28 protein-coding genes are annotated in these 25743 nt (G+C 55.8%); 18 read left to right on the top strand and 10 right to left on the bottom strand.

Annotated elements, in window-relative coordinates; all coding sequences use genetic code 11:
- Positions 1-3: 3 nt before the first annotated feature.
- The 3 genes from MCM46_09790 to MCM46_09780 form a co-directional block, all read right to left on the bottom strand.
- Positions 4-261: a DUF5985 family protein gene (locus MCM46_09790; GenBank protein MCG3112098.1), complete on the bottom strand. Its 258-nt coding sequence runs from the start codon at positions 259-261 to the stop codon at positions 4-6.
- A complete protein-coding gene (locus MCM46_09785) occupies positions 254-652 on the bottom strand; it encodes a hypothetical protein (GenBank protein ID MCG3112097.1) in 399 nt (132 codons plus the stop codon). Before MCM46_09785 ends, MCM46_09790 begins: the two co-directional genes overlap by 8 nt.
- A gap of 353 nt (positions 653-1005) precedes the next feature.
- The gene (locus tag MCM46_09780; protein MCG3112096.1) at positions 1006-2109 is read right to left on the bottom strand and encodes an AI-2E family transporter; all 1104 of its coding nucleotides are present in this window, start codon (positions 2107-2109) and stop codon (positions 1006-1008) included.
- A gap of 335 nt (positions 2110-2444) precedes the next feature.
- On the opposite strand from MCM46_09780, the gene MCM46_09775 reads away from it, so the two are divergent.
- Positions 2445-3818: a beta-galactosidase gene (locus tag MCM46_09775; protein ID MCG3112095.1), complete on the top strand. Its 1374-nt coding sequence runs from the start codon at positions 2445-2447 to the stop codon at positions 3816-3818.
- Positions 3819-3918: 100 nt separating this feature from the next.
- Positions 3919-4494: a GNAT family N-acetyltransferase gene (locus MCM46_09770; protein MCG3112094.1), complete on the top strand. Its 576-nt coding sequence runs from the start codon at positions 3919-3921 to the stop codon at positions 4492-4494.
- Between the two features lie 41 nt (positions 4495-4535).
- On the opposite strand, the gene MCM46_09765 is transcribed toward MCM46_09770, so the two are convergent.
- Positions 4536-4928 (bottom strand): DUF4383 domain-containing protein, encoded by a 393-nt coding sequence (locus MCM46_09765; GenBank protein ID MCG3112093.1) that lies wholly within the window; start codon positions 4926-4928, stop codon positions 4536-4538.
- 324 nt (positions 4929-5252) lie between these two features.
- Here MCM46_09765 and msrB point away from each other — a divergent pair, with 324 nt between their 5' ends.
- The 7 genes from msrB (at position 5253) to MCM46_09730 (ending at position 9874) form a co-directional block, all read left to right on the top strand.
- The gene (gene msrB / locus MCM46_09760) at positions 5253-5672 is read left to right on the top strand and encodes a peptide-methionine (R)-S-oxide reductase MsrB (GenBank protein MCG3112092.1); all 420 of its coding nucleotides are present in this window, start codon (positions 5253-5255) and stop codon (positions 5670-5672) included.
- Positions 5673-5682: 10 nt separating this feature from the next.
- Positions 5683-6159 (top strand): GNAT family N-acetyltransferase, encoded by a 477-nt coding sequence (locus MCM46_09755; protein ID MCG3112091.1) that lies wholly within the window; start codon positions 5683-5685, stop codon positions 6157-6159.
- 37 nt (positions 6160-6196) lie between these two features.
- The gene (locus MCM46_09750) at positions 6197-7015 is read left to right on the top strand and encodes an NAD(P)-dependent oxidoreductase (protein MCG3112090.1); all 819 of its coding nucleotides are present in this window, start codon (positions 6197-6199) and stop codon (positions 7013-7015) included.
- 138 nt (positions 7016-7153) lie between these two features.
- Positions 7154-7363: a GIY-YIG nuclease family protein gene (locus MCM46_09745; protein MCG3112089.1), complete on the top strand. Its 210-nt coding sequence runs from the start codon at positions 7154-7156 to the stop codon at positions 7361-7363.
- Positions 7338-7826 (top strand): hypothetical protein, encoded by a 489-nt coding sequence (locus tag MCM46_09740; GenBank protein ID MCG3112088.1) that lies wholly within the window; start codon positions 7338-7340, stop codon positions 7824-7826. Before MCM46_09745 ends, MCM46_09740 begins: the two co-directional genes overlap by 26 nt.
- 4 nt (positions 7827-7830) lie before the next feature.
- Positions 7831-9114 carry a M48 family metallopeptidase gene (locus tag MCM46_09735; GenBank protein ID MCG3112087.1) on the top strand — a complete coding sequence of 428 codons (1284 nt, stop codon included), beginning with the start codon at positions 7831-7833 and terminating at the stop codon, positions 9112-9114.
- A gap of 67 nt (positions 9115-9181) precedes the next feature.
- The gene (locus MCM46_09730) at positions 9182-9874 is read left to right on the top strand and encodes an HAD family phosphatase (GenBank protein MCG3112086.1); all 693 of its coding nucleotides are present in this window, start codon (positions 9182-9184) and stop codon (positions 9872-9874) included.
- Between the two features lie 76 nt (positions 9875-9950).
- On the opposite strand, the gene MCM46_09725 is transcribed toward MCM46_09730, so the two are convergent.
- Positions 9951-10478, bottom strand: coding sequence for a hypothetical protein (locus MCM46_09725; protein MCG3112085.1), 528 nt, complete (start codon positions 10476-10478; stop codon positions 9951-9953).
- 293 nt (positions 10479-10771) lie between these two features.
- Between MCM46_09725 and MCM46_09720 the strand changes: the two genes are divergently transcribed.
- A complete protein-coding gene (locus MCM46_09720; protein MCG3112084.1) occupies positions 10772-11269 on the top strand; it encodes a peptidylprolyl isomerase in 498 nt (165 codons plus the stop codon).
- A 76-nt stretch (positions 11270-11345) separates the two neighbouring features.
- Here the strand turns inward: MCM46_09720 and glgC are convergent, their stop codons facing one another.
- Positions 11346-12572: a glucose-1-phosphate adenylyltransferase gene (gene glgC, locus MCM46_09715; GenBank protein ID MCG3112083.1), complete on the bottom strand. Its 1227-nt coding sequence runs from the start codon at positions 12570-12572 to the stop codon at positions 11346-11348.
- Positions 12573-12711: 139 nt separating this feature from the next.
- Between glgC and MCM46_09710 the strand changes: the two genes are divergently transcribed.
- The 4 genes from MCM46_09710 (at position 12712) to MCM46_09695 (ending at position 17200) form a co-directional block, all read left to right on the top strand.
- Positions 12712-13560: an MBL fold metallo-hydrolase gene (locus MCM46_09710; GenBank protein MCG3112082.1), complete on the top strand. Its 849-nt coding sequence runs from the start codon at positions 12712-12714 to the stop codon at positions 13558-13560.
- Positions 13561-13746: 186 nt separating this feature from the next.
- The gene (locus tag MCM46_09705) at positions 13747-14445 is read left to right on the top strand and encodes a methyltransferase domain-containing protein (protein MCG3112081.1); all 699 of its coding nucleotides are present in this window, start codon (positions 13747-13749) and stop codon (positions 14443-14445) included.
- A 212-nt stretch (positions 14446-14657) separates the two neighbouring features.
- A complete protein-coding gene (locus tag MCM46_09700) occupies positions 14658-15149 on the top strand; it encodes a DUF3015 domain-containing protein (protein ID MCG3112080.1) in 492 nt (163 codons plus the stop codon).
- Between the two features lie 146 nt (positions 15150-15295).
- Positions 15296-17200, top strand: coding sequence for a DUF4105 domain-containing protein (locus MCM46_09695; GenBank protein ID MCG3112079.1), 1905 nt, complete (start codon positions 15296-15298; stop codon positions 17198-17200).
- A gap of 20 nt (positions 17201-17220) precedes the next feature.
- On the opposite strand, the gene MCM46_09690 is transcribed toward MCM46_09695, so the two are convergent.
- The 3 genes from MCM46_09690 to MCM46_09680 all read right to left on the bottom strand — a co-directional run bounded on the left by MCM46_09690 (position 17221) and on the right by MCM46_09680 (position 20615).
- Positions 17221-17838 carry a porin family protein gene (locus MCM46_09690; protein ID MCG3112078.1) on the bottom strand — a complete coding sequence of 206 codons (618 nt, stop codon included), beginning with the start codon at positions 17836-17838 and terminating at the stop codon, positions 17221-17223.
- Positions 17839-17975: 137 nt separating this feature from the next.
- Entirely contained in the window at positions 17976-18575 is a 600-nt protein-coding gene (locus tag MCM46_09685; protein ID MCG3112077.1) for a porin family protein, read from the bottom strand.
- A gap of 156 nt (positions 18576-18731) precedes the next feature.
- Positions 18732-20615 carry a cytochrome ubiquinol oxidase subunit I gene (locus tag MCM46_09680; protein MCG3112076.1) on the bottom strand — a complete coding sequence of 628 codons (1884 nt, stop codon included), beginning with the start codon at positions 20613-20615 and terminating at the stop codon, positions 18732-18734.
- Positions 20616-20838: 223 nt separating this feature from the next.
- Here MCM46_09680 and MCM46_09675 point away from each other — a divergent pair, with 223 nt between their 5' ends.
- The 3 genes from MCM46_09675 to MCM46_09665 all read left to right on the top strand — a co-directional run bounded on the left by MCM46_09675 (position 20839) and on the right by MCM46_09665 (position 23022).
- Positions 20839-21327 (top strand): SRPBCC family protein, encoded by a 489-nt coding sequence (locus MCM46_09675; protein MCG3112075.1) that lies wholly within the window; start codon positions 20839-20841, stop codon positions 21325-21327.
- A 122-nt stretch (positions 21328-21449) separates the two neighbouring features.
- A complete protein-coding gene (locus MCM46_09670) occupies positions 21450-22070 on the top strand; it encodes a hypothetical protein (GenBank protein MCG3112074.1) in 621 nt (206 codons plus the stop codon).
- A 31-nt stretch (positions 22071-22101) separates the two neighbouring features.
- Positions 22102-23022 carry a hypothetical protein gene (locus MCM46_09665; protein MCG3112073.1) on the top strand — a complete coding sequence of 307 codons (921 nt, stop codon included), beginning with the start codon at positions 22102-22104 and terminating at the stop codon, positions 23020-23022.
- On the opposite strand, the gene MCM46_09660 is transcribed toward MCM46_09665, so the two are convergent.
- The gene (locus tag MCM46_09660) at positions 23019-24425 is read right to left on the bottom strand and encodes an SLBB domain-containing protein (GenBank protein ID MCG3112072.1); all 1407 of its coding nucleotides are present in this window, start codon (positions 24423-24425) and stop codon (positions 23019-23021) included. The genes MCM46_09665 and MCM46_09660 overlap by 4 nt on opposite strands.
- A 442-nt stretch (positions 24426-24867) precedes the next feature.
- Here MCM46_09660 and MCM46_09655 point away from each other — a divergent pair, with 442 nt between their 5' ends.
- On the top strand, positions 24868-25638 hold the full coding sequence (locus tag MCM46_09655; protein ID MCG3112071.1) for a carbonic anhydrase family protein: 771 nt from the start codon (positions 24868-24870) through the stop codon (positions 25636-25638).
- The last annotated feature ends 105 nt before the right edge of the window (positions 25639-25743 follow it).

Genomic DNA, 25743 nt, shown 5'->3' with positions numbered 1-25743 from the left:
TCCTCAGACAAGATCCCAAATTAAGCCATAGATCAGCAGCATCAGGCCGACCAGCGCGGGGAAAAGTCGCCAAAGCTGGAGCGGGACCTGCGGAAAGAGCAAATCGACGAAAAGAAGGATGTTATTTAAAGCCAATCCGACAAAGCAAAGCGCGCTCCAGAGCAGAATCCCCGTTCGGTTCCGCTGGTAGCTCCGCAGCAGAATGATTGCGCAGGCGACGCTGGTGAGTGCGCAGAGAAAATAAACCGCTCCTTCAATCATCTTCCTCTTCCTTTCTTAACTTGAAGGCGTCGGAGAAATGACGCAATTTGTCGGCCGGCTTGGAGAAGATCAAGTCGATCACCCTGGCCCGCGACGACGCATAGGCCTCCGCCAAGCGGTCCACCGCGACGATCAATTTGTTTGTGCGAGGGCTGTATCGGTAGCGCGGGGGAAATCCTTCATTCAGAAAAAGGAGCTCCCGGGTGTGAAGATCGGCCAGCCGCTTTGAGATGGAAACGGTGCTGCTTCGAAACTCTTTGCTGACCTCGTCGGCCCGCCATTCCCGCTCGGAGTGGGAGCGAAGAAACAGAAGCACCTCCAGCAGCTCGACGGAGTCGATCCGCTCCGCGATAAATTGCTTCACCTCTTCTGGTATCAAATCGCCGGCCAATATTCCCGCTCTTCATCTTAAAATCGAATAGACCTTTCAAAGGTATCAGAAGACGGCGGGCGATTTCAAGGAAGGAAACATCGAAGCCGTCGGTCACATGATGTAACCCATCTCACGCAGGTCGAGGCGATTCACGCATTCTTTAAGAAGAATTCGGACGAATGGATATGTCGATCAATAATGCCGCCGTGGACCTGGATAAAGGGGAACCTCTTTGCGGTTCGATCGACGCTTCGGCAGACGATGGAGGGGAACTCCTACGGTGCGTTCGGACCCTGCCGAGGCTTTATTCCTCTTCTAAAGCAGAACAATGATCGCCCGGTAGGAACTTGTTTTCTTTCGGCCATCTTCTTCTAAGCGGCTTTGGAAGCGGCGGCCCTTGGCTTTTTAATCCGGGCCTCTTTCGGAACCCCATCCCCTAAGAGCATTCCCCACGGTTTCAGCGATTCCACCCGATCGAAAATGACCTTGAGAATCGCCACCAGGGGGATGAAGAGAAACATTCCCGAGATTCCCCAAAGCAGTCCTCCCACAATGACGGCAATGATTGTCGCGATGGAGTTGATCCTCACATACGAGCCGACGATTTTGGGAACGATGATGTTATTGTCCAAAAATTGGATGATGCCAAATGCAATCACCACACTCACCGGAGCCCAGAGCGATTCCTCCGTCACAAACGCGATGACCGTAGGAAAGACGCTGCCGATAAAAATTCCGACATAGGGAATGAGATTCAGAATGGCCGCTGTTACCCCCAGGAGGACGGCATAATCGATTCCCAAATAAAGGAGGACCCCCACATTGAGAACGGCGACAATGACCGTCTCGATCATCAATCCCAAAAGATAATTTTTGACCACCCGCTTGATCTCATCTAAAACGGCCTTCACTTGTTGAATATGGCCCCGAGACGAGAGCTGAAAGAAAAATTCCACGAGGAGCGGCCGGTAGAGGAGAAATAAAAAAGTATAAATCGGCACCAACACCATGATATAGCTGAATTTTGTGAAGGCCAAAAGTGTCTGCGAGACGAGGACCCCTCCATTCTCAAAGACTCTGGCGGTGGTCAGCCGCAGCCATTGCAGCTGCTTCTGGTAAGTGATGCCGAAATTCTCTTTCAGAAAGACCTTTAATTCGCGGGCATACTCAAAGACCCGCTCTTTGAGGACCGGAAGGTCTTGTGAAAACTGGCCGGCCTGCCAGACGATGAATCCGATGACGGTCGCCACCAGAATCAGCGCCACCGTCAGGGTGAGGGTGATCGCTAAAATTCTCGGTATTCCAATCCGCTCTAAGCGATAGCTCATCGGATAGAGCAAAACAGAGAGGAGCGCCGCATAGGCGAGCGGGACAAAAACCTCGGCGCCGTAATAAAGAATTCCTGTAACGAGAACAAGCCCCAGCAGGAGGAAGGTCGATTTCACATAAAAGGGGAGGCGCGCTTCAGAGGTCATAGAAAAAACCTATTAAACAGAATCGTACATTGACCATAATGACGGCTGGAAAGGGAGCTCCAACGAGGTTTTCTGAAGCCGACCGACAAGGTGCAAGGAGAAGGAGAATGAAGATCAATCAACCTAATCTATTATTGTATAACCCATCGGAGGGGGTCAACCGATCGATGTTGGCCGGCAATTGACTTCCTGCCTTTTTTGCAATCGAGAGAAAACGCTCTTCCGCTTGTCTGCTTGACTGAATGGACCCATCTTCCCGTATCATAGAAGAAAGCCGCTAACAGACGCTCCTAAGAAATTTCTCCGCGCGCTCCACCTGCTTCGGGAGATCGACCATGCTCCAGAGGACCCTTTCCTCGTTGATCGGACTGATTCTCCTTGCCGTCTCTTTGGTCGGTTGTCCCGCGATTCGCTCCATTTCTCCCGACGCCGGCAGAGGCGCGGCCCCTCAAACCGCCCCCGGCCACATCACGAAGCAGGTCTCCTTCAGTATTCTGGAAGATTACGACAAAGGGGAAGATTTAGACGAAGTCGCGGAGGACTTTGCGCTGATGCAGGAGCTCGACGTGACCACCTGGCGCGGAAGCTTCGGGTGGGATGATTATGAGCCGGCCCGCGGAAAGTATGACTTCGCCTGGCTGCATGACTTTGCCGAATTGGCCGGGCGCGTTGGAATCGAGCTGCGCCCTTACATCGGATACACCCCGGCTTGGGCCGCAAAAGGGGGAACCGATGAAGCTGCATGGAACGATCCGCCGAAGCGGATCGAGGATTGGTACAACTTCGTCTACCATCTTGCGAGCGCCGTGCGGCGGCACCGGAACATTCGCTCGTTCGAAATTTATAATGAGGAAAACGTCCCGCTCTGGTGGGATGGGACCGTCGCGGAGTATAACCAAGTCCTCCTGCGGGGGGCCGCCGCCATCCGAGGGGCCAATCCCGGCGTCGAGGTCCTCCTCGGCGGATTGGTCTTTCCCGACGTGGAATTTATCGAGGGGATCTGCACGACGTTTGAGAATGCCGGCAGTTTCGATATCGTCCCGCTTCACGCCTACCCCGAGACCTGGACGCCGGAGACGGTCACGGTGGAAAACTATATCGATGCGCAGTATCGCACTTTTACCGACACCGTGGAGACCGACTGCCAGGGCGAGCCGATCTGGATCAACGAAGCGGGGTATGCCACGACCGCCGGGAAGACCGAACGCGACCAGGCCAACTGGTGGGCCCGTGCGATCGCCACCTTTCTGGCCGTCCCGGAAATTGAGCATATCGGCATCTATGAAATCAAAGACCTTGAACCGGACCGCCCGATTATCGGGGAGGCGCCGAACTACTTCCTCGGCCTGACCACTTCGGACCGTAAAAAGAAGCTGGCTTTCCACACCGTCGACCTTCTAACCGATCTGCTCGATGTAACACCGCTCACGGTCGCCGACGGCGACCTGACGGTCACCGTCACGAAGGGAAAGCCCGGGGCGCTTTATCATCATCTCTTTATCCGTCCGGGTGGAGAGCAGGTTCTTTTTGTCTGGGATAAGAGCAGCCGCCCGACGGTCAACTTGCAGGTCAGGCAACGCGGCGCCGCGGCGACCGAATATGGACTCGACGGCGCCTCCTCCACCTACCCGGAGTTTGACGGCCGGACCCTCCGCAATGTTCAGCTCACTCCCGGCGAGGTTCGGATTTTCGAGATTGGACCGCAGTAGCAGATGGCCCGCCTCCCATGACCTTTTCTCCCCTCATGCAATTCGATTGACTTGAAAAAAGAATTGGCTTATACACGTGAATCAGCCCGGCGGATCACGCATGGCGAAGATTATAAAAATGTCGGCGGAGCATCTGAAGGAGCGACTGATTGCGGGTGATATATTACGCAACCCTTTCGGTCTGGGGCCGGAAACTGAAATGACGATCCGAATCAAAAAGGCCTCGCCGGAAGAGGCCGAACAAATCGCGCTGATGGTGAAGCGGTTGACCGACGAGATCATCGACGCGATCGGCGAGAAGCCGTTCAATATCGACCTGGCGGAGACGAGCGTCCGTTGCCGGCGATTCCTGGAACAGGAACTCTACGCGGTGTATAGGGCGATCGACTCCGAATCAGATGAGCCGCTCGGCTTCATCGCCCTTTGTGAAAGCCACGCCCTTTACGCGGAGGGGGCCTTCGGGATCATTCAGGAGCTCTATGTCGATCCGGCCCATCGCTCAAAGGGAATCGGCGGAAAGCTGGTAAAAACCGCCATGGACCATGCCCGAAAGAAGGGATGGAAACGGCTTGAAGTCTGCACCCCGCCGCTTCCCCAATTCGCCGGTACGGTTCACTTCTATGAGCGTCAGCGCTTTGAAGTGACGGGAGGCCGGAAGATGAAAGTGTTGTTGTAAAAACCTCCCAATCGCTTGGCATTCCAGGAAGATCGCTTCGCTTAACCTCGAACCGGCGCTTCCCGCATCCCATGACGACGGGCGCCGTAGACACGGCTATAGCCGTAATAGAGAAAGGCCACCCCGAAAAAGAGATGCAGCCAATCGTCCGCGTCGTTCATCCGCATGAATCCTAACTCATAAACCCCGCTCATAAAGAAACCGGCAATCGTCAACAGGCCGTAGACCACGCCGATCACCTTCGAATATTGCTTCGCCGGCGCTTCCCCTCTCGCTGCAAAAACGATCGCCAAAATCCCGGTGAGCAAATGAAACACATTGTGCATGGGATCCACCAGAAACAGCCCCAAAATGGGGTTCTGGAAAAATCCCCAAATCCCGATAATGATTAAAATAATGCCGAGCGCCTTCACGCCCCTTGATACAGATGACATCTTCATTCCCTCCCTTTCCTAATCATACGTCTCCTCTTACAGAGTTGAGCCGTATTTGCAGCCTTATTTTTATTGTAGTGCGAATACAGAATGGCATACAACCCCCCCGAATCGAGGAGATCCCCTCCTGCAGAGGCTCAACCGGAAAGGAGTGCGGCTCTTCCTTTTGGAAAGAGACGAATTGACCCTTTGCCCGTTTCGGATTATCATGAAGCGATGGTTTCTTAAGAGATCGATGCGCAATTTTAAAACATCATCGAGACGATCGGGTAAAACCCTCGTCAAGCTCAACAAGACTTTAAGTCGTCATGAGGAGTCGTTTTTATGAAAAAGAAAGTCACCAAATCCGAAGAAGAATGGAAAAAAGAGCTCACCCCCGAGCAGTATGAGGTCACCCGGAAGAAAAGGACCGAGCGGGCCTTCACCGGCGAGTACTACAACAGCAAAGAGCCGGGGGTCTACCGTTGCGTCGCCTGCGGAAATCCGCTCTTTAGTTCCAAAACCAAATATGAGTCGGGGAGCGGTTGGCCGAGCTTTTGGGAGCCGATCTCGGCGGAGGGGATCAGAACCGAGGAGGATCAGAGCCACGGAATGCGCCGGGTCGAGGTGTTGTGCGCGTCCTGCGAATCTCACCTCGGCCATCTCTTTCCGGACGGTCCGCGGCCGACCGGGATGCGCTACTGCATCAACTCCGCATCCCTGAAGCTGGAAAAAGAGAAACAAGAAGAGGAAAAGAAGCGATGACGGACGGTCGATGACAGACGTGGTGTTTATTCGGCCTGCCGTTGCGCAAGATACGGAGCGCCTCGTGGCGTTCAACCGGGCGATGGCGAAGGAGACCGAGGGGCTCGACCTTCCGATCGAAACCGTCTCGGCCGGCGTCGCCGCGCTCCTCAAGCAGCCGCAATACGGCTTTTATCTCGTCGCCGAGATCAACGGGGAGGTCGTCGGAGGGCTGATGGTCACCTATGAGTGGAGCGACTGGAGAGACGGCCTCTTCTGGTGGCTTCAGAGCGTCTATGTCCTTCCACCAAGACGGGGGAAAGGAATCTACAAACGGCTCTATGCGGAGGTGAAGCGCCGGGCGGAGGAACAGGGGAATGTCTGCGGCTTCCGTCTCTACGTCGAGCGGGAAAATCAGCGGGCCGAGCAGACCTATCGGACGCTCGGGATGGCGGAGACCCACTATAAGATCTATGAGGAATTGCTGAACAGAAGTAAAACTGCTTGAGCCGGCCGCCGGAGAGACCGCCGCATCACGGAGGAATATGACGACGCTGCAGGGCAAGACCCTCTTCATCACCGGCGCGAGCCGGGGGATCGGGAAAGCGATCGGCCTGCGGGCCGCCCGGGACGGCGCCAACATCGTTCTGGTCGCCAAGACGGTCACCCCTCAGAAGAACCTCCCCGGCACGATCTACACCGCCGCCGAGGAGATCATCGCCGCCGGAGGCCAGGCGCTCGCCTGCCCGACCGACATTCGATTTGAAGATCAGGTCCAGGGGGCGGTGAAGAAGGGGGTCGAGACATTCGGCGGAATCGATATCCTGATCAACAACGCCAGCGCTCTCGGCCTGACCGGCATCCTTCAAACGTCGATGAAACGGTTCGATCTGATGCATCAGGTCAACGTCCGCGGGACTTTTCTCTGCGCTCAGGTCTGCTTTCCCTATTTGACGGAATCGGCCAATCCCCACATCCTCAACATCGCCCCCCCGCTGAACCTCGAAGCGAAATGGTTCGCGCCGCATCTGGCTTACACCCTCTCGAAATACGGAATGAGCCTCTGCACGCTCGGAATGGCGGAAGCGTTCAAGGAAAAGGAGATCGCCGTCAATTCCCTCTGGCCGCAAACCGCCATCGCGACCGCCGCGATGGTCAGTTTGGCCGGAGAGGTCGCGCTGCAGCGCTGCCGGACACCCGAGATCATGGCCGATGCGGCTTATCTCATCCTGACGAAGTCGAGCCGGGAGTGCACCGGAAACTTCTTTCTCGATGAAGCGCTTCTCCGATCGGCCGGGATCACCGATTTCGACCGCTATGCCGTCTCGCCCGGAACCCCGCTGATCCCCGACCTCTTCGTTTAGGAGCGCCCTCTGAAAAAAAAGCGTGCGCGATCTCGAAACGGAAAAGCGATCCTTTCTGATCAACGACAGGAGCCGACCTGGACTGTCTACATCGTCGAATGCAGCGACGGGACCTTCTACACCGGCATCACCAACAAGCTGGCGCGGCGGCTCGATCAACACAACGCGGGGCGCGCCTCCCGTTACACGCGCTCTCGGCGGCCGGTCCGAGTGATCTATCAAGAAGGCTGCGTCAGCCGTTCCGAAGCATCCATCAGGGAGGGGGCGCTCAAGGCGCTCTCTCGGAAAGAGAAAGAAAAACTGATTCTGGAGAGGAGAATCGATGTTACATTCTGTCCGATCGATTAGCGAGGTTGCTTTCATCTTGGTTGCCGTCCTCTTGGCGCTCTCTTCGATACCGTTCGCCGCCGGAAGAGACCGGGGAGAGGAGAAACTCGGCATTCCGAGCATTGTCCTTGCCGGGCTGAACGACTACTCCTTCAAAGGAGCGGATGGGGCGATGAAGGCATGGACCAAGGGGGGAATCCTTGAGGGGAGCAAGGAGGCGGCCGCACAGTTGGCCCTCTTGAAGGAGATCGAATCCCTCTACGGCCAATTTTCAAGCGGCCATCTGATCGAAACCCATCCGCTGACCCCGCGCGCCTATCTGGTCTATGTTACCCTCAATTACGACCGAGGACCGGCCTTCGCCCGGTTTGTCGCTTTTAAAGAAGTTGCCAAGGTAAAAGAAGATTGGATCATCTCCGATTTGAACGTCAGCACCAAGCCGGAGGTCATCTTACCGAACGATCTGCTTGTTGATCCGAGGTGATCTGATGAATCTTTATGGAATCATCATTCTTGCCGCACTTCTTCTCGACTACATCCTGAATCTCGCCGCCGATCTCCTCAACCTCAAGGCAATGCGGCGGGAGCTGCCGGAGGAATTTCAAGGGGTCTACGACCCGGAGGCCTACCGCAAATCGCAGGAGTATCTCCGTGTGAAGACGCGATTCGGGATTCTCACCGCGACCGTCGGCTTGATCGCCCTTCTCGCCTTCTGGTTCTCCGGCGGATTCAATCTCATCGACTTATGGGTCCGGAGTTGGGGGTTCGGTCCGATCGTAACGGGCCTCGCCTATATCGGCATTTTGGTTTTCCTGAGAAGCCTTCTGTCGCTTCCCTTCCAGATTTATGACACCTTCGTCATCGAGGAACGGTTCGGCTTTAACAAGATGACGCCGGCGACCTTCGTTGCCGATTTGATCAAGGGGACGGTGCTTGGCCTGCTGCTCGGGGGGCCGCTTCTCGCCGGCATTCTCTTTTTCTTCCACTTCGCCGGGGAGTTCGCCTGGCTTTATGCCTGGGCCGCCTTTACCCTCTTCGTCTTCTTCGTCCAATTCATCGCCCCCACCTGGATTATGCCGATCTTCAACAAGTTCACCCCGCTCGGAGAGGGGGAGCTGAAGGAGCGGATTCTCTCCTATGCCCGTTCGGTCGATTTTCCGGTGGAGCAGATCTACGTGATCGACGGATCGCGCCGCTCCACCAAAGCAAACGCTTTCTTTTCCGGCTTCGGCCGACACAAGCGGATCGCCCTCTTCGATACCTTGATTGCGAAGCAGACGGTTCCGGAGCTGGTCGCTATCTTAGCGCATGAAATCGGGCATTATAAGAAAAAGCACATTCTCCTGGGAATGGCCCTTTCCATTGCGCATGCAGGGCTGATGTTCTTCCTCCTCTCCATCTTTCTCTACCGGCCTGGACTTTATGAAGCCTTCTACATGGAGCAGCCGTCGATCTATGCGGGGCTGGTTTTCTTCAGCCTTCTCTTCACCCCGGTCGAGTCGATCCTGTCTATCTTTCTACAAGCTCTGTCCCGAAGGAACGAATACGAGGCCGACCGCTTCGCGGCCGATACATTTGAACAGCCGGAGGCGATGATTGGCGCGTTGAAGAAGCTGGCGGTCGATCATCTCTCCAACCTGACGCCGCATCCGCTCCATGTGCTCCTCAATGATTCTCATCCTCCGATCCTGCAGAGAATCCAGGCGATCCGCCAGGCGGAGCGGGAACACCCTCCTCCAAGAAGATCGACGCCGCAATCCCAAACTTCCTGACCCTTCAAAAGGGCTTGATCTCTCCGGTCTCTTTCTTTATGCTAAGACAACTTTTTTGAGGAGAGCCATGTTAAAAGCGATTATTTTTGATTGCGACGGGGTGATCGTCGACAGCGAGCCGCAACACATGAAAGCGCTACAACAGATCTTGCAGGAAGAGGGGATCACCCTCAGCAAAGAGGAATATTATTCGAAATACCTTGCGATGGACGACAAGGGATGCTTCGAGACGGCGCTCGCCGCCCATCAGCGACCGATCAACAACAAGATCCTCAAGGATTTGATTATTCGGAAAATGGCCGTCTATCGGACCCTCTCTCAGCAGGAGCTCTATCTCTATCCGGGGGTGGTGGAGTTTGTGAAGAAGGCGGCAGGGGTCTACCGGCTGGCGATCGCCTCCGGCGCTTTTCGAGGGGAGATCAAGTTTGCCCTCGATAAAGGGGGGATGCGGTCGGCGTTTCCGGTGATCGTAAGCGCGCAGGACGTGAAGAACGGGAAACCCCACCCGGAGGCCTTCCTCATGGCGCTCGCAAAGCTAAACGAGCTGCCGCCGGCGCCGAACCCACCGATCCGGCCGGACGAATGCGTGGTGATTGAAGACTCCCTTCATGGGGTGGAAGCGGCCCGCCTGGCGGGGATGAAATGTCTGGCGGTCACCAACTCCTATGCGCGGGAAAGTTTGGAGGGCAAGGCCGATCGGATTATCAGAAGCCTGACGGAGATGGAGCCCAAGGAGCTTGAGGCGCTCTGCGCGGGTTGACTGTGGATCGATGGTCGGTGGTTGTGTAGGGGCACAGCATGCTGTGCCCCTACGGAATCGGAACACCGAAAGAGCTCTATTTTCGTTTTGCCCGGGGGGAGTGGTTCTGGTTTTCGGGACGGATCGGAATCACCTCCGCCTGATTCTCCTCTTCCACATCGAAGCTGAGGCGGACCACCGGAAAGGGACGCATCTCTTTCCAATCGGGAGTTCTCAACTTATTCTCTTCCAGGGCCATCACGAAGCAGGCCCGCTTGTTCTGGTAATCGACATCTTTAAGGACCTTTTGCGGTAGCCGCTGTTCCAGCTGGAGGAAGGAGACAAAAAGGCGGAGCGCTTCTTTTAAGGGGAGCTCGGCTTTCGCTTGCTGGTAGAGATCGTCCATCTTGTAATCTCTTAAGAGATCTTTGATTGAGATTTCTCCCATTCGGTAGTGAAAATCGTCTTTTTTGATCTCCAGCTCGAAGTGGTTGAGCGAATCGTGAAGCTCCGGATCATCCGCCCATTTCTCTTTGATCTCTTCGAAAAAAGAATACATATCAATGACGGCACTCATCGGGAATTCGACCTTGACGTCTCCCTGGACGGCCCACTTTTTCTCCATGTCTCTCCCCTTCAAGGTGGTTCAGGATTAACCAATCGGTCCGTGTCTATGTTTTTTCTATTGTACTTGAAGTCGAACCCCAAATACCAGCCCCCAAAGACCTTCGTCCGGCGCCTTCACCTCCCGCTTGCCAACGACGCCCGACTTATATTAAGATCGCCCCGTCTTTTACTTTCAAGGAGGTTTGAATGCAGCTGACTCTCTGGATCTTAAGTTTCATTGTCGTTGGTTTGGCCCTCATTCCCGAGGGAGCGGCCGAGGAGAAGAAGCTCCCTCCCGGCGTTTACGCGGTGATGGAGACGTCGCAGGGGAAAATCACCCTGGAGCTCTTTGAGAAAGAGGCCCCGAAAACGGTGGCGAACTTCATCGAGCTGGCCGAGGGAACCAAAGAGTGGACCGATCCGAAAACGAGACAAAAGGTGAAGCGGCCGCTCTACGACGGCGTGATCTTTCATCGCGTCATTCCCGGCTTTATGATCCAAGGGGGAGATCCGCTCGGGAACGGGAGCGGAGGACCCGGCTACCAATTTGAGGATGAGTTCTCGGCCAACTTGAAATTCGATCGCCCCGGCCGCCTGGCAATGGCGAACGCCGGCCGCAATACCAACGGGAGCCAGTTCTTTATTACGGAAGGAGCGACCGATTGGTTGAACAACCGTCACACGATCTTCGGCCAGGTCATCGAAGGCCAGGAGGTGGTCAAGAAGATCGTCGCCCTCCCGCGCGACGAACGCGACCGCCCCAAAACCGAGGTGGTGATCAAGAAGGTGCAAATTATCAGATCGAAGTAACGGGAGGCGCGAGGGTGAGGCGTAAGGGGTAAGGTCGAAAGCGCTTAAATCTTTTACTCCTCACGCCTCATGTCTTTTAGAACTTGTATTCTTTCGGAACCACCACGACCCCTTCCTCAGAGATCGTAAATCCCCGGCAGCGATCTTGTTCGTGATTCCAACCGATCGTCTCTCCCGCCGGAACACGGACCCCTTTATCCAGAATGCAGCGCCGCAGGCGGGCCCTGGCGCCGACCTGAACCCCTTCGAACAGAATCGCATCCTCGACGAGCGCCCCCGATTCGACCCAAACATTCGGCGAGAGGATCGAATGGAGAACCCTTGCGCCGATAATGACATCCCCTCCGGCCAACAGGGTGTTGACGACCGATCCCGCCTCGCCGGTGGCCGAAGGGGCCATCCGGGCCGCGGGATATTGGCCGTGGTAGGTCCGAATCCCCCAGTCGCTCTGGTAGAGATCGATCGGCGGGACCGGCTCGATGAGATCCATATTCGCCTGGTAGTACGCATCCAGGGTTCCGACATCGCGCCAGTAACCGTCGCGGGTGACCCGGCCCTCCTTGCCGCCGAAATGATACGCCCCGACGGCGTGGGTATCGATGATGCTCGGGAGAATATTTTTCCCGAAATCGTGACCGGAGGTGTCGTCTTCGTGGTCTTGGGCGAGGACCTTCAGGAGAAAAGGAAGATTGAAGACGTAAACCCCCATCGAGGCGAGGGCATGTTGAGGGTCATTCGGCAAGGTCGGGGGATGGGGGGATTTTTCAATGAAACTCCGGACCCGGAGCTCCGGGTCGACGTCGATGACGCCGAAGGAGCGGGCATCGGCGATCGGCACCGGCATGCAGGCGACCGTCACGTCGAATTTTCGGCGGGCATGCTCCTCCAGCATCCGGGCGTAATCCATCCGATAGATGTGATCGCCGGCGAGAATCAGGACATACTCCGCACCGCTCCGCTCGAGGAGATAGCGATTTTGGTTGATCGCATCGGCGGTCCCGGCATACCATCCCTCTCCCACCCGCATCTGCGCCGGAACGGCGGTGATAAACTCGCCGATCTCCGGAATGAAGATCGACCAGCCGTCTCGAAGATGTTTGTGAAGCGAATGTGATTTGTATTGGGTGAGAATCAGGATGCGTCGAAGACCCGAGTGAAGGCAGTTCGAGAGGGTAAAATCGATGATCCGGTAAATCCCGCCGAAGGGAACCGCCGGTTTGGCCCGATCGGCCGTCAGGGGATGAAGGCGGGAGCCAACCCCGCCGGCCAGTACGATCGATAATGTCTTATCGACAACCTGCATGGTCACCTCCGAAGGATGATTCAGGGAGTGTATTTGAAAAAAAACCAAATTTCAACTGTAAATCATCCACTTCTCTTCCTTTATCAGTCATTGACACACGGGTAGAGTCTCCTGTATCTTCGATCAAAGAGGAAAACAGGTGCTCGAAGATACCTTTTCAGATATTATCGGCAAAGCCCGCTTCGGAAAGGGATGGTCTCCGGACGAACTGGCGCAAAAGACGCAAATGACGGGCGCTCGGGTCGGCGCCTTGGAAGAGGGAGCCGACCCGAGTGCCGACGAGATCGAGCGCCTCTCCGCCGCCCTTTCGCTGGATGCGCGTAAGCTGGCCGCCATTGCGCGCTCGGAATGGGAACCCCGGTCGCGCGAGAAGATTCCGATGGTCCGATGGATCGACGGCAAAATCGGAACTTATCCGGTCAATGGGTATCTCTTCGTCGATCCCGCCACGGGAGAGGGGGCCCTCTTCGATACCGGCTACAGTCCCGACCAGGTCTTGGCGGAGATCAAAAAAGAGAAGATCCGATTAGTCGCTCTCTGCATCACGCATACACACGCCGACCATGTCGGCGGGGCCGATCGGATCCACACCGCGACGGGCGCGCCGATCTATCTCCATTCGGATGAATTCTCGGGCGGGGGCCGACCGCCTGGAGGGGTCGCTTTTCTTAAAGAGGGAGGGGAGATCCCGGTCGGGCGATTTTGCATCCGCCACCGGCGGAGCCCCGGCCATACCCCCGGCGGAACCACCTTCTTCATTGAGCCGATGAACGGTCTGGAAATACCGATCGCCTTTGTCGGCGACGCCCTCTTCGCCGGATCGCTCGGCCGGGCCCAATCGACCTCGACCTATCCTGTTCTGCTTCGGTCGGTCCGGGAGGAGATCCTTTCTCTTCCAAACGAGACCCGTCTCTTTCCGGGCCATGGGCCGGCCACCACGGTCGAGGAGGAGCAACAGCACAATCCCTTTTTTACCGTCTCGTTCTAGGGGTGTTTTCAGCATCGATATCGCGGTCAGCCCCTTTCGGTTTAAAACAGCTTCCTTCTGAAAGTGATCTCTGTTACAATTATCTTGATTCTTTTGATCTTTTTTTTTAAAATCCATCAGACGTCTCGAATGAAATCTCCATCTGGTATCACGCGTTGTGCGGCACGTCAATAGGAGAATCCTGTTATGGATGCGAAAAGTATCGAGCGGGCTTATACCGTCTTCTCGGGGTTTTATGATCTGGTTTTTGGAAAGCTCTTCCACCAATCCCGCGCGGATGCAATCCAGCTCTTAAATATCCGGGGAGGAGAGACCATTCTTGAAGTGGGGGTCGGCACCGGCCTCTCTCTTCCTTATTACCCCAGAAACTGCAAAGTGATCGGGATCGACTTCTGCGAGCCGATGCTGGAGAAGGGGCGGCAGCGCGTCGGCCAGTATCAGCTCTCGCATATCCAGCTGATGAAGATGGATGCGATGAAGATGAACTTTCCCGACAACTCCTTCGACTCCGTCTTCGCCGCTTATGTGATCTCGGCCGTGCCCGATCCCCATCAGGTCATCGCGGAGATGATTCGCGTCTGTAAGGTGGGGGGAAAGATCGTCCTCCTCAATCACTTCAAAAACATGAACCCCTTCATCTCAAGCTGTGAGAAAGCCATCTCCCCCTTTACCAAGAAGATCGGCTTCCAGGCCGACCTCGATTTGAGCAGCCTCTTGAGCGGGAAACCGCTGGTCGTGGAAAAAAAGAGAAGCGTCAAGCCGCTCAACTATTGGAAGGTGGTTCAGTGCACGAACCGGAAGGGGCTCAATGGAAACGGCAACGGACACGGAAACGGAAGCGGCAACGGCGCCTATCCGGCCGCTTATTCTACGCTGAAGAGATAGCTTGTAAGGGGATAGACCCGAGCAAAATTTCGTTTCCAGTCAAATAAGACTTCGTGCGTCATCTCTCCATTTCCCTTGACACATTCATCCCGCAAATGATAACTTTTTAGGTGCACCCTGTAGCAGAAATGCGGACCAGGCTCTCTCGGTCCGGATCCAGTGAACACAGATCAGTCATACCTAGTTCACCAACCCAAAAAGGAGAATCACTAATGAAAAGATTGCTCTATGCAGCGGTTGTGTTCGCTTTACTTCCTGTCTCTCAGAGTTTTGCTCAAGCCTCGGGGCCGGGTTGCGGCGTCGGGACCATGATCTTTAAGGGACAGAAAGGGGTCGTCCCGCAGGTGCTCGCCGCAACAACGAACGGAACACTCGGCAACCAGACGTTCGGAATTTCAACAGGCACCTTAGGCTGCACACAGGACGGCGTCGTAAAAAACGAAGAGAAAGTCAATGTCTTCGCCAGCGCGAATCTGGATAACCTTTCTCAAGAGATGGCCCAGGGTCAAGGGGAGCACCTCGCTTCATTGGCCGCGCTTCTCGGCATCCCTGCAGAGCATCAAACCGACTTCTTTACATTGACCCAGGCGAAATATACCGCGATTTTCCCCACGGAGAAGACGACCTCCGGGGAGATGCTGGTTGCGCTCAACCAAGAGATGTCAACCCATCCAAATCTTTCCACGTTCGTTTCAAGTCACTAATCTCTCTTCGGCCCCCGGCTTCGGTCGGGGGCCGAGCAGGGCCGATGCTGTCTTTCGCCTCAACTTTCTCCTTCGCTTTGAAACCAATCAAATTATTTCTTTTCGATCGCCGATCTCCGCTTCTTCGGAAAGGAACGACGTTCCTTTTGTTTTTTCTCCTCCTGATCTGGGCGACACCTGCTTTTGCTGGAGATGCTCAGGGCTATCTGCAAGAGCTGATTGAAACCTCGCGCCAGAAAGAACTTTCCCGGCAGCGCTACTGGCATCTTCTCCTTCATTATCGGCCCACCCTGCTCGGCGGCGTAGACAGCGAGGCCGATCCGGCCGGCTTCTTCCTGGCACCTGACGGGAAAACGAACCCCCAGGCCGAGCTGGAGGCCACCCTTGCCGCTTTTTTTAGTGAGGAGCTCGTCGCCACATCAAAGCAGCCGGCGCAGTGCGCCTTCATCGCCCGGTACCATTGGCTTAAGACGGAGCTCGGCATCGATCCGAAGCGCCTCCCGGAACAGCAATGCGGCCGGTTCGATGCCTGGTATGCGGCGCTCAACCCTCAATCGATGACCCTGATTTTCCCATCGGCCTACATGAACAATCCCTCATCGATGTTCGGCCACACCCTTCTTCGGATCGACCAGAAGGACCAGACGGAACAGACAGAGATTCTCGACTACACCGTCAACTACGCCGCCACCGTGACGACCGATAACGGTGTTCTCTTTGCGGTGCTTGGAATTACCGGGGGCTTCAAGGGAAATTTTTCGACGATTCCCTATTACCTCCAGGTCCGGAAATACAGCGATATGGAAAACCGAGACATTTGGGAATATCGGTTGAACCTCACCGAGGAGCAGATCCGGCGAATGCTGATGCACGCCTGGGAGCTCGGCAATACCGCCTTCACTTATTACTTCTTCAAGCAGAACTGCTCCTATCAACTGCTTCCCCTGCTGGAGGTCGCCGATCCCGATCTTCACCTGACCGACTCCTTCTGGTTCTGGACGATTCCCGCCGATACCGTTCGCCTGATCGCATCGGTGCCGGGGCTCGTCGGCGAGATCACCTACCGCCCCGCGCGCGGAACCCAGATCCGTCAAAAAAGAGACCATCTTTCATCCGAGGAGCGTCAGCTTTTGACAGAGATCGATCGAGATACCTCGGCAGCGATCGAATCCGAGCCGTTCAATACCCTCCCGATCGACCGGCAGGCATTTCTTCTCGACATCGCTTACGATTACACTCGTTATCAGACGGCGAAGGAAGAGACCGGTCCCGAAGCGATCAAGAAAAAGCAGCGATTATTGCTCGCCCGCCGAAGCGGGCTGCGGGTGCAGAGTCCGGCGGTCCGATTCGAGCCGACGACGGTCCCCCCCGAGCAGGGGCATGAGACGGCGCGCCTCGGCCTCGGCCTCGGCTGGCGGGAGGGAGAACCGTTCGAAGAGCTGTCGATTCGGCCGGCCTACCAAGATCTGCTCGATGATGAAACCGGTTACACACCCGGGGCGCAGATCGAGCTGATGAACGCGCGGCTTCGCCATTACAATCACCAAGACAAGACCGTGCTCCACTCCCTCTCTTTAGCCAACATCATCTCCCTCTTCCCGCTCGATCCCCTCTTTAAGAAACCTTCCTGGAAGGTGAGCGTGGGCCTGGAGACTTTGACGGGGGGGCCTTGCCGCAACTGCCGCTATTTTGCTTTGAACGCCGGCACCGGGAGCGCCCTGGAAGCGCATCTCCTTCAGCGAGAGCTGATTTATTTCTTTATCGAAGTGGATGGAAATTATGGGGGATTCTTCGACCCGAATTACCGGGCCGGCATCGGCGGAACGATCGGAGTGTTGGCCGACCTTGCGTCTCGGTGGAAAGCACACCTCTTTGCAACGTATCTATCCTATCCTCTCGGCGATCGCTCCCACGATTTGAAGATGTCGCTCCAGCAGCGGGTGACCCTGCAAAAAGACTTGGCACTACGCGTGGAGCTCAACCGCCGGCAGGAATTCGATCGACGCGACTTCCTGAATGAGGCGCTTGTCACGGTTCATTTTTATTTTTAGAAGGGAGAGTCCGCACCGGATTAGAAATGATATTTTATACCGGCATTTACGGTGGTCATTGCCCCTTTCACATCCTCAATTAATTCGAAGTCGAGGTAATCGAGTTCGTCATACTCCACAAACCGTTGCGTTATCCCGAACACGACGCTGAATTGCGGCCGAGGATATATCTCTATTCCGATCCCGATGTCGAACCCGTCCCCGGTCAATTCAAGGTCGTCTCGACGGCCGGAGCCGTCTCTGACCCCATCAATGACGAGCGCATATGATCCAATCCCCGCCCGAACAAAGGCTTCCGCCGGCATGCCCGCAAAAGAAAAGGTCAATGGAAAGTAACGGAGATTAATCGCCAAAAACGCAATTCCCGCGTCTTCATCCTCCACCATATGCCCGGAAGCCCCGAATTCAACCTCAAGGGCAAGAGGAATGGGAAAGCGATAACCCAGGTTGAGACGGAATCCGGAACCGGGATCAACCTCGGCAAAGTCGCCGCTGAGGTCTTGCTCAGGGACGTTCACGATCAGATCCGCCCCGATATACACCCCGTCTTCAGGATGAGTGGGATCGTCGGCATCGGCTTGCGTTGCATTCAATGTGAAAAGGACTGCCATGATCATTGCAATTAGGATTCTTGGCATTTGTCTCCCTCCAGTTTATGACCTACATCCCTTATAGAATTGAAAACCCGATAGAAGGGATTGTCCTTCTTAAGCTAAAGGACAAACCGATATAACATAGACTGTTGATACCGATTCGGCGCTTTAATCATTAAGGATCAAAAGTGGGTAGTAAAAGCGACATCCAACGAAGTAGTATCTCCCGAGATCTTCGGATCTAAATCCTCTGTAATCCCTTGAACCTCGACTTCATCATAGTCAACGAATCGCCGATTGATTGCTGCGCCGATTGAGAATGAATCAGAAAGATAATAATCGACCCCTAACCCAAATTCAAAACCGTATCCAGACAAATCAAGGTCCCCGATAATCGGATCCTCGATTGCGAATGAAAAGAAGCCAACCCCCGCTCGAAAGAACGGCCGCACGGGTCGATCGGTGATAAAAGTCTGCTTGAATCCGAAGAGAATCGCGCCATATCCGGCATCGGACACGGGTGTATCGTCAAAGACAGAGGCATCATGGCGGCTGACGTTCAAGTCTACTTGAAGTGCAAAAGAATCGGTAATACCGACACCGAGGACGAGGCCGAATCCGGGTCCGTGATCGGTCTCGGGACCGTTCGTCCCATCAAAGTCCCCGTCAATCATGTTATAAAGAACCTTGCCTCCAAGATAAAAACCTTCTCTTGCGGCAGCGTGATTTTCTGACGCGATCAACACTACAAATAAAACACTTAAGAACAGTCCCTTTTTCATCTCCCCCCTACTCAAGCGTGCTTACCCTATAAGCTGAATCCGGCTTTGGTATCATACCGGGAAGGGAATGTCAATGGAAAATAAGCGCGGGTAGGAACGGAGGTAGACGTTGCTCCGTATCAATCGAAGAGAGGTTTTTATCTTGGAGAAGGGGCTTTAAGACGGCAGCGATTCGTTCGTCTCGGGGAGCTCGCCCGAGCCTTCGATCGCCTTGGAGGGAAGCGCAAGCTTCCGGCCGCTGCCGGCCCAGAAGATCAACACGGCGAGAAACCAGAAAATCGCCACGTTGAGGATGACCATCCCGACCGCGTAGGTGAGGCCGGGGGTCGCGGCCCAGGGGGTGGCATCGTGCATGATCTCGGTGATGTGCCAATCGAGGCGGACCGACGACCGGATGTACCCCATCAGCGCCATCGTCATGGTGATGAAGACGGCCAGGGAAAAAAGCGCGATGGCTCCGCCGACCGGAAGTTTTCCCCATTGGATGGGGCCGAGCGACCGGGACCGCCGGAGCATCAGCCAATTCAGGAGATACCCCCCTCCCAGCGCGATCATCGCCGCCATAAACTGCGGAAAGGCAAACCGAACACGGACATTGGCCGGAACGTAAAAGCCGGAGACCCCGAAGTAGATCACCATCAGCTCCGCCCCCCCGAAGAGGGTGATCAGGGCGGCGTTTCCCCATTTTCTCCAAGCGACTGTGATCTCCTTGTTGCATCTTTTGAAGATGATCATGCAAAGGCCGAAGGCAAGGATCATCGTGTTGATGGCGGTGTTCTTCGCCGCCATCGTCCCGTAATAGCCGACGATCGGGTGCTGCGCCCCTCCCATCTGTTTTACCTCGCTCTGGCTCGCCGGAAGGGTGTGCGGGGTCGTCCAGATGATGAACGAGACGGTCAAGATGATCAGCAGATACTTGACCAGATAGTTATACCGCTCCGAGCCGTTCATCCGGGAAGTTCCCTGCCAAAGGTAATAGGTCACCGTCATGAAAATCAGGCCGATCAGCATCGCCTGAATCACGAACGGCCAGCTCATCTGCCCTCCCATCAACGTGACCCCCATCCGCTGCCGGTAGATGAAAATCATTTTGGCGAACCAGTAGCCGGCAAAGGGGAGAAGAAAGAGGTTCACGATGGCGATCATGATGTTCACATGCCCCATCCAATCGAAGTGGGCGCGCCGCGCGGGGTCGCGCGTGGTGAGCATCTTGTAGGCGGCATACGCCGCGATCACCGCCCCGCTGAACATGATGCTCGCCAGGATCCGATGGACGTTCAGCGGATTCCAGAGGGCGGTGTGCATGATCCGCCAGACATTGCCGAGGTAGCGTCCTTCGGAATCGATTCCGGCCGGGGACATCATAAACGCCATCCAAGCGTTGGCCAGGCAGACGATCACCACGCCGTTGGTGACGGTGAGGGCCCCGATGCTCAGGTGGAGCCACTTCCGATCGCCGCGCCGCCAGCGCTCCCAGGTCAGCGTGTAGCCGTAAAGAAGAATGCTCTCCAGAATAAAACAAAGGGCATAGAGATAGACGACGGGCCGAAAGAGTTGGGCCATATATTGAAAAAATGAATTGTAGAGAAAAAGAAAGGCACCAAGCAGAGCGACCCCGAAGAAGATCGTGATCGGATAGAACGGCATTCCGATCTCCATGATCTCCCGGGCCAGGCTGTCCTGTTTCTCCGACTGCTCCCGATGGCCCCGGCGACGGAGGTGACTGAAGAGCTCGATCATCCAGGCGATCATTGGGACGCCGAGGATAAAGCTCCCCATAAAGAAGTGCTGCTGAATGAAAAACCAGAGGAGCGATCGGCCGTCGATCCCGCCGGTCCGGCCGTAGCTCTCCGGATAAGACATCTTGGGCGCAGGGGGACCGGAGACGGGCCCTCCCCCTTGGTAATAGATGTCTTTTGAAACTTCTCCCGAGATTGCTTCAGAAGGGACCGGCTCCTCTGCAAAAGCCGGCTGAAAGAGGCAGAGGGTGAGAAGAAAAAAAGAGATAAAAAAAGGGGGTGCGAGGAAATTCCTTTTCATGACAAGCCTTTGCTTTTACGAATGAACGGATCATACCGGCCCCGGGGGGCAGGTGTCAAGCTTTTATTCAGGAAGAAGGCTCGCTTCTCGCTGACGGATGATCCAACTGGATTAATCCTTTCGGGAGGGTAGACATCCCCCCTTTCAAGGAGATATTTTTGTTTGGGGAGTCTTGTAGGTCTACCGGAGCCGTTTATCGAGGAATTAAATGTAAGGAGGTCCCATGAGGAGAAAAATAGAAGGAATCAAAGTGGAAAAGAGTGTTCTTATTCGGAAGCGCCCCGAAGTCCTTTATCATTTTTGGAGAAATTTCGGGAACCTGCCGGAGATCATGAATCATCTCAAATCGGTGAAGGTTCTCGATTCACGGCGCTCTCACTGGGTCGCCAAGGCCCCGGCCGGAACAACGGTGGAATGGGATGCCGAAATCATCAAAGATTTGCAGAACGAGCTGATCTCCTGGAAATCGCTCGAAGGGGCCGACGTCGACAACACCGGATCGGTCCATTTCGATCGGGTGCCGGAGGGAACCCAGGTCCGGGTGATGATTCAGTACAACCCGCCCGGCGGGAAGGTCGGCGCGGCCTTTGCGAAGCTCTTCGGGGAGGAGCCTTCTCAACAGGTCGAAGATGATCTCAACCGGTTCAAAGCATTTATGGAAGGAACGGAAACCCCTCCGGCGGAGGAAGCCCTTGAGCCGAAGGTGGCGTAACCGACGGAAATCATCTTTGACCTCACCCAAGGGGGCGCTCTTCGCCCCCTTTTTTATTCCTTGACTCCCTCTGCCGAGACCGTTATTCTCCACCCCAAACCGATAGGAGCAACCCTGCGCCGATGGACCGATCGATCCAATTTACCCCGGCCGAACGAAGCCTCATCCAAGAGACCCATTTCTTCCAGACAAAAGCCATCATCTCGCGGAAGGTCAAGCAGGTTTTGGAGCAGCTTCATGTCGCCCTCAAAGAAGAGTTGTTTACCGTTTCCCTCCTCGCGCCGGAGGGGGTCGATACGACCATCGGCCAGTTCGTAAAAGGGGAACACCTGCACGATTTTCCGTATCAATATCTCGACTTGCCAAAGTACTTTTCTCAGGATGAGAAGTTCACCTTCCGCTCTCTTTTCTGGTGGGGTCACCATTTTGTCTTCGCCCTGATCCTGGAGGGACCCCATCTCGACCGGTACAAGCGGAACCTTCTGAACTCCTATGACCGGCTTGCCGATCAAGGGCTTTATATTCTCATGGCCCCGACCCTCTGGGAGTGGGAAAAGCGGCCCGAGCTGCTCCTGGAGATCCGCAAAGACAATCGGGAGGGGGTTGAAGCGGCCCTGGCGACCCGGCCCTTTTTGAAGATCCATCGATTCATCCCTTTCGAAAGCCCGATATTTGAAAAAGGGGGACTCGTCGCGGAGGGGACAAAGACGTTTCGACTGATGAGCGACATTGTGACTAAATGAACGACCAACCATCACCGATGAGACGTTGATCATGCCGACTTCTTCCTCTTGGCTCACCTTAGCACCGATGAACACCATCCGCTCCCACTGCGGCGCCGCGGCGATGGGTGGAAAGCTCTACGTCTTCGGCGGCGGCGGGCCGGAGTTCAAGAGCCTTCAGACGGTCGAGATCTACGATCCCAAAACGGACCGGTGGACCTTCGGGCCGGAGATGCCGACGCTACGTTCAGGGGTGGTCGCCGTCAATTTGAATGACCAGGCCTACGTCATGGGGGGGGGATTTCGGCGTCCGGACGGCACCTTCAACTTCCTCACCGTCGTCGAGATCTTCGATCCGAAAACCGGCGCCTGGTCGAGAGGGCCCGACCTGCTGCAGCGGCATGATGCGCCGGCGGCGACCGCCTTCAACGATACGATCTATCTCTTCGGCGGGCACCATCCGGAGGCGACCGGCGGGCCGATGACCGATCCGGCGTTTGCATTCTCCGAGCGGCTCGATCGGAAAGAAGGGCCGTGGCGGGAGATCGCTCCGATGCCGACGCCCCGCTTCTCGCTGGGGGCAGTGCCATTTTCAGGAAAGGTTCTTGCGATGGGCGGGGCGGGGTTCCGGGAAGGGGTCTTTCACAATTACGATCTGATCGAGCAGTACGATCCGGCCGAAAATCGGTGGTCGTCCGATTCGCAATTTCACCTGCCGTGGCGCGGAGCGGGGGTCGGGAGCTGTCTCGTTGATGAGACGATTTATCTCTTCGGGGGGCACAGCGGCGATCGAGTCCAGGACCGGGCGGCGGTGCTTAATCCTAAGACAAGAAAATGGATCGAAATGCCGCCGATGCCCGACGCGCGTGTGGCGATGGCAACGGTCTTTTTGGATGGAAGAATCTACCTGATCGGGGGACGGGGGCCGGACGGAAGAACGCCGACCAACCGGGTCACCGCCCTGTCGCTCTAGATGGCCGGCTCGATGATGTACCGCCCCTCCGCAAAGCTTCGATCAAAATAGTGCTCATCGTAAGTGAAGGTGTGGGTCGCCTCGTCGAAATCTTTGATCTTCGGCAGGGGGAGATGGCGATCCTTCAGACAGCCATACTCCAGGTGCTCGACGACATCGTCCGGGAAATTGTAGAAGATACTGCTAATGTCGATCCCCGTTTCGGTCACCAGATAGCAGCGGCCGGAGCCTTTGGTGTGAAGGCAGTCTTCCAAAATCGCGAAGACATCCTGCTCCGTCCCTTTTCCCTCCTCGATCAGCCCCAGCCGGTGAGCGATCCGGCCCGTTCCGGTTTTGCACGAGGCGCACTGCCCGCACGATTCGATCGCCAGGAAACGGGCGAAGTTGAGGCCGGCTTTCAGGATGCAGGCGGTGTCGTCGTAGACGATGAAGCCGCCGGAGCCGATGCCGGAAGGGATCTTCCGCATCGATGCGAAATCGAGCGGGGTATCGAGTTTATCGGCCGGGATCACGGCGTTGGTCGGGCCGGAGAAGACCGCCCGGATATGGCGGTCAAGCTTCGCCCCCCCGCCGTAGACCTCGATTAACGTTCGCAGCGAAGTCCCCATCGGCAGCTCATACATCCCAGGGCGATTGACATCGCCGGTGAGGGTGAAGATCATCGTCCCGGCGGTATCGGCCGTCCCGATCGATTTGAACCAGTCGGCCCCCCGCAGAATAATATAGGGGACGGTCGAGAGGGTTTCGACATTGTTGACGGCGGTCGGCTGACCGAAGAGACCATATTCAACCGGGATCATCCCCTTGGCGCGGGGCCAGGCCGGTTTTCCTTCAAGCACTTCCAACTGGGCCCGGTCTTCTCCCAGAAGATAAGAATCGGGACCGAAGCCGAGTTCAAGAGGGAGGTTCCGCCCCGTCCCCATGACGTTGTCATTGATGTAGCCGGCGTCGGCGCATTCCTTCAGCGCCCGCTGGAGAATGGCGATCTCTTTTTTGAAAATTTCTTTGATACAGATAATCGCCTTGTAGGTGCCGATGGCATACGACGCGATCATCATTCCTTCGATCAGCGAGTAAGGATTCTTTTGAATGAGGTAGCGATCTTTGTAGGTGCCCGGCTCCCCTTCCGAGCCGTTGCAGACGAGGTATTTCGTGGGGATCATGCCGAGGATGTCGGCTTGTTTCTTGTAAACCCCTTCCCATTTGATGCCGGCCGGGAAGCCGGCGCCGCCGCGGCCCCGAAGGCTCGACCGTTTGATCTCGTCGATCACCTGCATCTGCGTCATCCCCAGCGCCTTTTTAAGGGCCTGGAAGCCGCCGCGGGCGAGATAATCGTCGAGCGTTTTGAGCGGTTCATCGTGTTGAAGAAGGATCCTCTGCTCCATCGTTTTCTGATCGGACATGATTCAATTCCCCCAACGAGTTCACCGAATTATAGCCAAACGAAATCGGAAAGGCAACCGGTTTGTGAGCGCGGAAGAAGATCCGATCGGCAGACCAGACGCCCGGCGACAGGAGCTGTTTTTTCTATTCCCTTTGGACATTTCTCTTGACGGAAATGATTTCTGCTTGACATGGAGAGGGAGATTCTGATACCAAAATCGATACCCCTGTCCACAGAAGGGAAGGGGCAAGCGCTCTTTCCCGCTGCCGGGCAGTTGTTATCCTGAAGAGAAACGACTCAAGCGGCGTGTGGAAGCCGGCCCGCTCCTCTTCGATGAGAGGAGCGGACGATCCTTAATAGAAGGTGCATCTACGCAGAGACCCCGCTTGAGACAGGATTTTACTTCCGCCTTGGGCGGAAAAACCGATCCATCCAACAGCGCCATCGAAAGGGAGGTCAGAATGAACAGAACAGCTCGAGTACTCGCCACATGGACCTTTGCTTTATCGCTCTTTGCCCCGATCACCCACGCGGTCGCCGCAGGAGGTCACGGGCCCCACTGGGATTATGACGGGAAAGAGGGGCCGGAGCACTGGGGAGAGCTCGATCCGAAATTTCAGACGTGTAAATCGGGAAAGAACCAATCCCCTATCGATATCACCTCCGGCAAGCCGGAGAAGCTCGGTCCGATTGAATTCAAATATCATCCCTTCCCTCTGACCATTGTCAACAACGGCCACACCATCCAGGTGAACGCGCCGAAGGGGAGCTCCATCACCGTGGGGGGAAAGAAATACGATCTGCTTCAATTCCACTTCCACAGCCCGAGCGAGCACAAAAAGAGCGGTAAAGCCGGCGACATGGAGGTCCACCTCGTTCACAAGAACGACGCGGGAGAGCTGGCGGTCGTTGGGGTCTTTATGAATGCCGGAAAGGAGAATGCGCTGGTCAAAACACTGTGGGAGCATCTCCCCGCCGAGGCCGGCAAAGAGAAGACGGTCGGTCAAGTCGTCATCAACCCGTTTGACTTCCTCCCCGCCAAGAAGACCTTCTCGAACTATCCCGGCTCGTTGACCACCCCCCCTTGTTCCGAAGGGGTCAACTGGATGGTCATGAACGACTCGATCGAGGTCTCGAAGGACCAGGTGGAGAAATTCACCGCGATCTTCCCGATGACGGCCAGACCGGTTCAGCCGCTGCACGAAAGATCGATCAAAGTCGCCGCCGAATAATCTACCCCTTCGGCCGCTGCAAACCGAGAGAAAAATGCGGAGGGCGAACCGTCCGGTTCGCCCTCCGTTGTTTCTCGAACCTCCCTGTCAACAATGCGCTTGGAT

This window comes from Candidatus Manganitrophus morganii (assembly GCA_021651055.1).
GTDB classification, from domain to species: domain Bacteria; phylum Nitrospirota; class Nitrospiria; order SBBL01; family Manganitrophaceae; genus Manganitrophus; species Manganitrophus morganii.
Note: the sequence above shows the minus strand (reverse complement) of the source record. Positions and strands in the feature narration are given on the sequence as shown.